General features: G+C 48.6%; 4 protein-coding genes. 3 read left to right on the top strand and 1 reads right to left on the bottom strand.

Translation table 11 applies throughout. The features are described from left to right. Positions 1-18: 18 nt before the first annotated feature. The 3 genes from Q0X57_RS06705 to Q0X57_RS06695 all read left to right on the top strand — a co-directional run bounded on the left by Q0X57_RS06705 (position 19) and on the right by Q0X57_RS06695 (position 6,096). Positions 19-2,394: a hypothetical protein gene (locus Q0X57_RS06705; protein WP_297729370.1), complete on the top strand. Its 2,376-nt coding sequence runs from the start codon at positions 19-21 to the stop codon at positions 2,392-2,394. A 613-nt stretch (positions 2,395-3,007) separates the two neighbouring features. Further along, positions 3,008-4,726, top strand: a complete 1,719-nt coding sequence (locus Q0X57_RS06700; protein WP_297729366.1) for a T9SS type A sorting domain-containing protein — start codon at positions 3,008-3,010, stop codon at positions 4,724-4,726. Positions 4,727-4,773: 47 nt separating this feature from the next. After that, on the top strand, positions 4,774-6,096 hold the full coding sequence (locus Q0X57_RS06695; RefSeq protein ID WP_297729363.1) for an Ig-like domain-containing protein: 1,323 nt from the start codon (positions 4,774-4,776) through the stop codon (positions 6,094-6,096). Positions 6,097-6,249: 153 nt separating this feature from the next. Here the strand turns inward: Q0X57_RS06695 and Q0X57_RS06690 are convergent, their stop codons facing one another. Further along, positions 6,250-7,026 carry an Ig-like domain-containing protein gene (locus tag Q0X57_RS06690; protein ID WP_297729359.1) on the bottom strand — a complete coding sequence of 259 codons (777 nt, stop codon included), beginning with the start codon at positions 7,024-7,026 and terminating at the stop codon, positions 6,250-6,252. Positions 7,027-7,417: the final 391 nt, after the last annotated feature.

Genomic DNA, 7,417 nt, shown 5'->3' with positions numbered 1-7,417 from the left:
CAAACTAACAAGACTTTTATGAAACGAAATCTATTATTCCTCTACAGCCTGCTCCTTGCACTGATACCGCTAGGTAGTGTGGCTCAGACTGCAACGAATGATGTGCTGACCCTTACGACAAGTAAGGCGGTCGGTGAGACTATTCAAATAAGCCTTCAGTACCAAGGTCAGCTCAAGGTCGAGGGCCTTGAGAGTGTCCCTCCGAGCGCACCGTTTGAGCTCAGCATATCAACGGTCAAGCTCACGGCACAGACTGTCACTATCAAGGGGCAGCTCTTGCACCTTGCTATATACAACGACCAAAAGATAACCAGCCTCTCTGCGCCGAACCATACGACTCTAGAGAGGCTGCAATGCGTTAATAACCCTTCGCTCACAAGCCTCAACCTCTCTGGGTGTAATAAGTTGAAGTATATATCCATCCCTGGTACAGGTCTTAAGGATACACATCTGACCCAGTTTATAGGGTCACTACCCAAGGTAAAGGACGGGAAGCTCAACTTCTATCGTGCAGACCAAAAGACAGACCATGCTTACTGGACTATTCAAGACATCCGAGATGCCAATGCTAAGGGGTGGCACGTTAACACCCCTGTAGGGTCGAGTGTCTTGGAGCTTTACCCAGATGAGATTGCTCTCGGAGTTGACCCTGCGGTAAGTGAGACGCTGAGTCTCTGCATCCTCGGAGAGAGTGATAAAATCCCGCTCATCTCAAACATAGAAGGAAATCCTGTCATCGAAAGCGGAAATAACTTCGTCCCTTATACCGTAAAGCAGAAGTCGGTCATCATCGGAGGCAATGTAAAGCTTTTCAAAGTGGAGTGGCAGAAGAACATCACCAGTATCAATCTAGGCAAGAATCGTAGCCTAACACACTTAGTTTGTGTCAAAGGTAACGTCAAAGAGCTGGGACTGTCGGAGTGCTCGTCCTTGAATCTCGTAGAGTGCTACGGCAATGGCATACGAGGTGAGGCTACTACACGACTGATGTCTACACTGCCAGACCGCACCTCAGCGCAGGAACCAGGCAAAATCTACTTCGTAGACGAAGCCTCTACTGAAGCTCAACAGAACAGCTACAGCGATACAGACCTCTTCCTCGCCAAGAGCCGTGGCTGGGTCGTCTATCGTCGGCTCTCAAGTGGCACCTTCGAAGAGATCAAGCCCACTGGTACTTCTTACGATCAGATCGCCTTTACCACGGACAAGAAGGTCGGAGAGGACTTCCTTATCACCACATACCCCTCTAAGCCTATAAGTGTACGTGGACTCAAGCTACTCTCTCAGAGTGAGAGTACGCCAGACAAGAATGCCATCGTCACGGCACAGGATATAACGCTCGTGGGTAATGTGCTGAGTCTCGTTCTTGCAGATCAGCAGATCACCGCTTTTGAGTCAAAGGACAACAAAGAGCTTCGGTCGCTAGTTATCTCAGGTAATAAGCTGACCAAGCTGGATCTCTCTACTTTCGAAAAGCTCGAAGCTGTGGTCTGTTTCGATAATCCGTTTGATAAGGAGGGATCTGCTTTTACCTTGTCACACCTGCCTAATCGTACGAAAGAGGAGACACCTGGGGCTATCTCCTTTGTCTCTACTGCCAAGGGAGACCTTACGCCCACATACAGCTCGGCAGACATCGCTGCTGCCAACGCTCTGAACTGGAAGGTAATGCAACGTGATAACGAAGGCAAGGAGTCTGAGATCGTCCCCAAGGTCAATGTCATAACCCTCGTCACGGACAAGGCTGTAGGTAGCGAGGTGACGATAGACGCAAAGCTAGTCGATGGTCGTCCAGTCAAAGTGACGGGACTATCCGTCGCTGAGATTACACCAGCCAATGCTGGTGGCAAGTTCACCCTTACGGAACAGACTGTCACCCTCTCGGGCGATGTCTCCTCTCTAAGCATCCCCGATGGCGAGTGGACGAAGATTGAGACCACGGCTGATTACGACAAGCTTGAGACTCTCGCCTATCCTAGGAATAAGGTGACGGCTCCTGTCCTAAAGACCCCTCGTCTCTCTCTACTGGACTGCAGCAACAATGAAGTGAAAGCAGACCTCGTGTCGCAACTAATCGCTCAACTGCCCGACCGCTCTGCTGAAACGAACAAAGGTGAGCTACGTCTCTTCAACACCTACAAGGGTGCAGGCGAGACGAACGAAATAACCGCCGAGCATCTCAAGGCGGCTAAGGCTAAGGGCTGGCGTATCACAGACAGTAAGGAGGAGATAACGGAGCAGCTACTCGCTACGGAGCTCGTCCTGCATCCAGACAGCACGGATGATACGGTATACACACTCGAGGGGATCCGCCTCTTTACCCCAGCTGACGAACTACCTGAAGGTATCTACATCATCGGCGGTAAGAAGGTAATCATCAATCGCACTAAGTAACCGACTCCCCCCAAGGAGCTACGAGGTATCTCTCTAGCTAAGGACAGATACCTCACACAGAGCGGACTCAATCACTCCATCGTAGTGGTTGAGTCCGCTTTTTATCCCTCAGTCTCTTCTGGAGACTGTTACGGCTAAACAGGGCTGACGCATTATCTATCGGTACTCCACTAACTACACTTGACAACAACTCTGGGATATGTGGATTAAGCCTCGCTTCATAGCGCTATCAATACTCATACATCTTCGCTAAGTCCGATATCTCCCGAGGAATTTCCCAATAGCTCACGAAAAAACGAAAATTCCCCACGGAGCTGGGAAATGAAACTTCGGAAGAATGAAATGAAAGTTCCGAAGAATTTGTTCGTATCTCGCTGGATAATCCAAAATATCTACGGATGAATTTCCCAAATTCCCCCACCTCTTGATTTCTACCATAGAGACGTAGATGCACTCGTCCGCTATAATGCGTCAGCCCTGTGGGGCTAGAAGAGTTAGTTTGCTATTCTCTCAATGATTGCTTAATTTTGCAGTGTAGTTTACAGCTCCGTCACAGCGCTATACTAGAGTCTTTATTCCACTTCACACATTCACAACTCAAGTTATATAACTAATGAACAAACTAATCACCCTCTTAGCTATAAGCCTTTACCTCGTAGGAAGTCTGCTCCTACCTGAGACTAAGGCTATGGCACAGCAACTTGCGAATAGTGCTCCGCAGCGTATAGAGACCTCGGCGCTCCGATCAAAGCGAGCAGAGGACTTGTTTAATCTCCGCAGTACTCACTATACTGTCAAGGACATCAACGGCAAGGAGTATAAACTGGATGAACTCATCGCATCGGGCAAGATTATCTTAATTGACTTCTCCACCCTAGATTGCAAGGCTTGCTGGGAGCTACACAAAAGTGGCGCCTTGGAGAAGCTCTACGCTAAGTATGGTCCCCAAGGGACGCAGCAGATTGAAGTCTTCTGGGTTGAAGCCAAAGGTGCTGAGAAGAGCAAAATCCAAACTCCAAACAAGGACTGGTCCAAGGATAGTCAGGGCAAACCCGTTCCTTACGCCATTTGCTCAGACGAGCATATGTGTGCTTCGCTGGGTATTTACGAGACAGCCTATCCTATACTCATACTCGTCGGTGCTGGTAACAAGGCTATAGACTGTAGCGACGAGGTTCGGACCACGGATCCTGACTTCAAGGCGTTTGGCTCTCTCCTAGACCTTTTTATAAAGAAGGAAGACAAGCCTCAGGATGTAAGCTTCTCTGGAGTAACAGACCTCTACGTGGGCGAGACCCATACGATGCGACTCAGCTATGCGACTGCAGCTCCTGTCACTAAGGTCGTGTGGACAGCGCCAGAGGGTGTAACTCTAGAGAAAGTAAGCGACACCGAGTACAAAATGACAGCAACCAAGATTGGCTCATACAACATTAAGGTTACGGTCACGAATGCAAACGGTAGTACGACCAGCCAGGTACCTGTCACCGTCTCCAAGCCTATTGTTACATATCCATTCATCTGTAATATGGATGCCAAAGACAAGCTTGACAAAGGATGGCGATCCATTGACCATGATGGTGATGGCTTTGGCTTTGACTCCTTTATGGGCAAGGGGCTAGTAGGTCGTCTAGACTTGGATCCTGAGGACTATACTGAGCAAGGAGCTGAGAAGAGCGCAGACTGTCTCATATCCTGGGGCACATTCCTGCCAATGCTCGCTCAAGATACACCCGAGGGTGTTCATTTCAAAGGTGCGAACAACGTTGTCCCCAACAACGAGCTACGATCTGCTCCTCTAGAGATCCCAGCAGATGCTGTCAAGCCAACCTTCTTTTGCTACATTAAGGCATATCTTTATGATAAAGACAAGGAGAATAGCCTTAAGGTCTGTGCCTCTGAGCTCAATGGCAAGCCTGTAGAGCTCCTTGTACAGAAGGTCGGTGACAGCTGGACTCAGATCTCGGCAGACCTCTCAGCCTACAAGGGTAAGACCATACTACTCTCTCTCATCCCAGAGATCAAAGGCTCTAGTGCTATCTTAGTAGATCAGCTGCAGGTCTCCACGGATGGATCAACAGATGTACAGACTCCTACCTTTAGTATACAGACCACCCTCTACCCGAACCCCGCAACAGACTACGTTACCATTCGGACGACAGTCGGTAGTACCATCGAGCTCTATGCCGCTGATGGCACGAAACTATCCACGAGACAAGCGACTAGTGAGGAGACTCTGATGACACTCGCACAGCTTCCCGCTGGACGCTATCTAGTACAGATCTCCTCACCGGACGGAGAGGTCATCTGCCGCTCACTCGTTATACAGTAAGCTATAACGTACGACACCAAATTACCAATCCTATATTATACATTCCTATGAAACAGATTATCTATCTCATTGCAGCGCTAGCACTCCTCGTCGGGGTCAGTAGCTGTAAGACGGACTGCCCAGAGGTCTCTCCGAATCCTGTAGAGACTGACCTAAAGGTTACAACACCCGAGATCAAGGTCAAGAAGGGCGAAAAAGCAACCATCGGCTACACGGTCACACCTAAGGAGACGAAAGTTACCTTTGAGTCTGCGTCTCCCGAGGTCGCTACGGTCAGTGAGACTGGCGAAGTGACGGCTCTCCTTATGGGGCAAACTACCATCACGCTTACGGCTGGTGACAAGAAGGCAACCTGCGAAGTCATTGTAGAGGACGACCCAGCAAGCGTCACTCAGGAGCTGCCACTCTTGAAGTTCTCCGCAAAGTTTAATAAAGATCTCCATGTAACAGACCCAGAGGTGCTTGCCTACGAAAAGAAGCTCGGTCGTGTGGAGACGGGCATAGCCTTCACCAATCACCAGAACTTCCTAGGCTTTGTCAATACCGAACTGTCAACCATCACAGGTGTCCTCTATGGACTGCGCGCCCCAAAGGCAGCAGACATCATAGCTGCCTACAGTAAGGAGAGTCTCTCCCAGTGTGTCCGAACGAAGGCAATGCTCAATCAGCTAGGCTTTAAGGACTTTAAGGAGGGTCTCATAAACGTAGATAATCGTGACGAGCCTCTACTCTCAGCAACCAAGGAGGACGATCCAGATGTCTACGTGCGTCTATACAACGACCCCAAGCCTGAACTGAATAGCATACTATATATAGAGTTTGGCAAGAGGCTTCCACCCGATCCTATCAAGACGAAGCACCCAATCATTCCCGATGCTAAGGACTTCCCCTCTACGACGGCCTTTGCTACGCTTAATGCGGATAAGATCAAGACTTTTGAGTCTAACCTCGGACTACGTATCTTCGATAGTCAGAAGTCTAAAGAAAACAGCCTCTACTTCAACACCCCAGAGGCAAAGATTGCTAAGAGCAACATTGAGTATGTGAGCTACTTGCTGACACCGCCTCTTATGCCTCCTGTGTTCATTAGTTGTCGCTTACTCTGCGTAGGCAGTCAAGAAGATGTGGAGTCTCAGGCGATGAAGGACTATCTCAAGGCAAACGGCTTCGATCAGAAATATGAGATAACCAAAGATCAAGACAAAGAGCTACATGTCTACAACGCTCAAGGAGATAAGTGCGTTGTCGCTATTAGAACTTATGACAAGTCACCTATCTGTGTTATGACCATCACGCTCAAGAAGGACTTGGACGCTCAAGCTAAGCAAGCTGTCCGACCATATGCAAAGGTTGTACGCTGTATCAGATAAATAAGGAGCTCCCCCCTGTAACGGGGGGGAACCCTTACAGATCATAAAAGGAGAGGCATCCCACCTAGGAATGCCTCTCCTTATATATTACTGCTTCTGAAGCAACCGCAGTAAGTTGTGTAGATTACTTACTTGAGACTGTTGCAGAAGTCTCTACTTGACCGTTATGGCTAGGTTGACCGTCCAGGAGAGCTTCTCGCCACCGTCAGCGGGATCGAGCTGGATAGTCAAGCGGTTCTTGTAGGTCTCACCCGCAGGCGTGGGTATCTCAATGTGAGTTTCTATAGATGTGAGCTGACCCTTTTTCTTTTCAGGTGATTCACTCTCTTCATTGTCTGCTATTAGGTTGTCTTGTTTCGTCGTGCAATACTTTTCATTGTTTAGATCATGGCAGTTTCCTAGTAGACACACGGTTCCTGTTATAGGCTTGTCAAAGGCTAGCTTAGCAGTGTATTTAGCTGTCTTCAGTACGCTAAAAAAGAGCTCTAGACCATACGCATTGACCTTATCTTTAGATATAGAGGCTACATACTCAATCGTGCTTCCCGAGGGGTACTTCTCGCCATTGAGCTTGTTGAATAGAGATACATTTGGCATCTTAGTCGCAGTGACCGTGATGGTGCAGGTAGCTGTTTTTTTCCCAGCCTGGGCAGTGATAGTAGCTGTGCCTGGAGCAATAGCCTTGACGACTCCCTTCTTGCAGACCGTAGCTACGGCAGCATTGTCTGTCTTAAATGTCACCTCAGCATCGGCTGGTGTGACGGTAGCTGAGAGTTCTAATGTCTCTCCCAGATACAAAGTTTCGGAGGTCTTGTTGAGCGTGAGAGAGGTTACTTCTTTAGGTTGGGATTTGATTGCATCAGGACCACAAGAGGTCAAGAGTCCTAGCGTCAAGAGAGCTAGAGAGAGGTATAGATAAGTTGATTTCATTGGGATGTTTGGTTAGTTTGATATACTCTACTGCTCACAAAGGTAGGGAAACTATAGGAAATAGTAGATAGCCCTAATAGCACATCACAGTGTCAGACCTACTAAGATTTAGCTCCTAATCTCCTCCCCTACGAGGAAAATCGGAAATCTCCACGGAGGGATGGGAAAATTCTTCGGACCTTTGATTTGCTTCTTCCGAAGTTTCATTTCATTCTTCCGAAGTTTTATTTCGCGCCTCCGTGGAGAGTTTTTATTTGCTCCGTGGAGATTTCCGATTTCATCCGTGAGGATTGGATAGAGATGCTAGAGCTCCTAGTGTCACTGGGGTACCTAGGGATGCGTATTTTCCACTCCAAAATGCAATTTGGAGTGGAGCTCGCCCTGCTCCGGA

Source organism: uncultured Porphyromonas sp. (genome assembly GCF_947254915.1).
GTDB lineage: Bacteria > Bacteroidota > Bacteroidia > Bacteroidales > Porphyromonadaceae > Porphyromonas.
This window is presented reverse-complemented; position numbering and strand designations above follow the sequence as displayed.